This window comes from Fusibacter sp. (assembly GCF_057447755.1).
On the sequence record NZ_JBVBZF010000403.1, the window covers coordinates 1 to 2872 of the forward strand.

Below are 2872 nucleotides of genomic sequence, written 5' to 3' on the forward strand. Positions count from 1 at the left end.
AAAAAAGGGGATGGCCCTTACAATATCGAATTATTTGCAGGTTCACCTGATGATACGAACTCATTCTATTTCTTCGAAGGTGCAATGGATGTACTTAAGCCTTTAATGGAATCAGGCGAAGTCGTAGTACCTTCAGGACAAGTAACACAAGACGAAGTAGGCACATTACGTTGGGACGGTGCGGTTGCACAAGCGCGTATGGATGCAATTTTAGCGGCTAACTATACAAACGGTTTAAAATTAGATGGCGTTTTATCACCATATGATGGCCTTTCAAGAGGTATTCACTCAGCTTTAGTTTCTTTCGGTTATGAAAAAGAAACACTTCCGATTATTACAGGACAAGATGCAGAGGCTGCTTCAATTAAAATGATCATTTCAGGCGATCAATACTCAACTATTTTAAAAGATACACGTGACTTAGCAAAAGTTGCTGCAGATATGGTAGACGCAGTTCTTAACGGAACGGAGCCAGAAATCAACGATACAACAACTTACAACAACAATGTTAAAGTTGTACCATCTTACTTGTTGATTCCTTACACAGTGACAATTGATAATTATCAAGAATTGGTTATGGATTCAGGTTATTTAACACCAGATGATATCAAGTAATTAAGTGATTAAAGATTGCATAAATCTTTTTACATTTTTAATCCTCAAATGAAATTAATGATCAGCTTATAAAAGTTGGTCATTAATTTTATACAAGGTAATTAAAAAAGGTAGTCATTGAGAAACTAATTAGAATTGGAGAGAAGGGCGCGTATGGAACATTACGTTCTTGAAATGAGAAATATAACCAAGGAATTTCCCGGTGTCAAAGCACTGGACAATGTAAATTTAAAAGTTAAAGCCCATCAAATACACGCACTTGTAGGTGAAAATGGCGCTGGAAAATCAACTCTGATGAATGTTTTAAGTGGTGTTTATGGCCATGGCACCTATGATGGTGAGATATACGTTAATGGACAGCTTTGTGAGTTTAAGGGCATTAAGGAAAGTGAAGCCAAGGGCATCGCCATCATCCATCAGGAATTAGCACTTGTACCTACCTTATCTATTGCCGAAAATGTTTTCTTAGGCAATGAACAGGTTAAGCGCGGTATTATTATAGACTGGGACAAGACTCGAAATAAAACCATCGAAATGATGAAAAAAGTAGGTTTGACAGATCATATTGACATGCAAGTAGGTGAGCTTGGCATGGGCAAGCAACAGCTGGTGGAAATCGTTAAGGCCTTGTCCAAGGATGTCAAATTATTGATTTTAGATGAGCCCACAGCAGCTTTAAATGATGAAGACTCTGATCACTTATTGAACCTATTGCTCGAGTTAAAAACACAAGGCATTACCAGTATTATTATTTCTCATAAATTGAATGAAATTACAAAGGTTGCAGATGAAATAACAGTTATTAGGGATGGTCATACGATTGAAACCCTAACAAAGGGTGTTGACGAAATCACAGAAGACCGCATCATCAAGGGCATGGTTGGAAGACCCATGGTGGACCGTTTTCCAAAGCGTTCTCATAAAATTGGTGAAGTCGTCTTCGAAGTTAAAAATTGGAATGTTCACGATCCAAAGGATGATTCAAAGTTAAAGCTTAAAGATATTTCCATCAATGCGAGAAAGGGTGAAGTTGTTGGACTTGCAGGCTTGATGGGTGCAGGCAGAACAGAGTTTGCAATGAGCTTGTTTGGCAGATCATATGGTCACAAAATCACAGGAACAGTTGTTAAAGAGGGTGTGGAAATTAAGCTTCACACGGTTAAAGAGGCTATAAAAAAAGGCATAGCCTATACTACTGAAGATCGAAAATCAGCAGGATTAATCCTTTCAGACGATATAAGACACAACATCTCACTGGCATCACTTGATAAGTTGAGTAAAAACCTGGTGGTGGATGAGAACAAAGAGATTAAGGTGGCAGAGGAGTATCGAAAAAAACTCCGCATAAAGTCCTCAGGTATTTTTCAGAGGGCTGGCGATCTTTCGGGTGGAAACCAGCAAAAGATCGTGTTTAGTAAATGGATTTTTTCTGATCCGGATGTGCTCATCCTAGATGAACCGACACGGGGGATAGATGTAGGGGCTAAGTACGAGATTTATTCAGTAATTAATGAATTGGCTGAGAATGGAAAGACTGTTTTGATGATTTCATCTGAGATGCCGGAGCTCCTTGGCATGTGTGATAGAATCTATGTCTTGAATGAAGGCCGAATCGTAGGCGAGCTCGATTCACAAGAGGCGTCGCAAGAAAATATTATGACTTGTATTATGCAAAGTAATTAGGAGGATCACAATGAGCAATAAATTGAGTGCAATGTTTAAGAAAAATATACGCTCGTCTGTTATGATCATAGCCTTGGCTGTTGTCACACTTTTATTTCAAGTTTTAACAGATGGTGTACTTCTAAAACCACTTAATATTTCGAACTTAATCATGCAAAATGCATACATCTTAATCTTGTCAATTGGTATGCTATTGGCGATTTTAACAGGGGGAAATATAGACCTTTCAGTAGGTTCAGTAGCAGGTTTTGTAGGTGCTATATCAGCAGTCTTGGTGGTTAGTATGGGCATGCCAGTCTTTTGGGCAATTCTCATCTCACTTTTCATTGGACTTCTCATAGGCATTTGGCAAGGGTTTTGGATCGCTTACCGCGGTGTACCAGCCTTTATTGCCACTTTGGCAGGGATGCTTGTCTTCAGAGGTCTAACCCTGGTTATTTTACAGGGAAAATCGATCGCACCATTGCCTAAGAATTATTCCTTCTTGGCATCGGGCTTTATTCCAGATATCTTTGGTGGTACAAACTTCAACATATTGGCAATTGTAATCGGTATCGTTTCTTCGTTAATCTAT

3 protein-coding genes are annotated in these 2872 nt (G+C 38.8%); all 3 read left to right on the forward strand.

Annotated features, from left to right (window positions below):
* On the forward strand, positions 1–615 hold a 615-nt coding region (locus AC220I_RS20860; RefSeq protein WP_486725798.1), incomplete at its 5' end, for a substrate-binding domain-containing protein.
* Positions 616–768: 153 nt separating this feature from the next.
* Positions 769–2298 (forward strand): multiple monosaccharide ABC transporter ATP-binding protein, encoded by a 1530-nt coding sequence (gene mmsA, locus AC220I_RS20865; protein ID WP_486725799.1) that lies wholly within the window; start codon positions 769–771, stop codon positions 2296–2298.
* A 10-nt stretch (positions 2299–2308) separates the two neighbouring features.
* The coding region (locus AC220I_RS20870) for an ABC transporter permease subunit (RefSeq protein ID WP_486725800.1) at positions 2309–2872 on the forward strand (564 nt) is incomplete at its 3' end.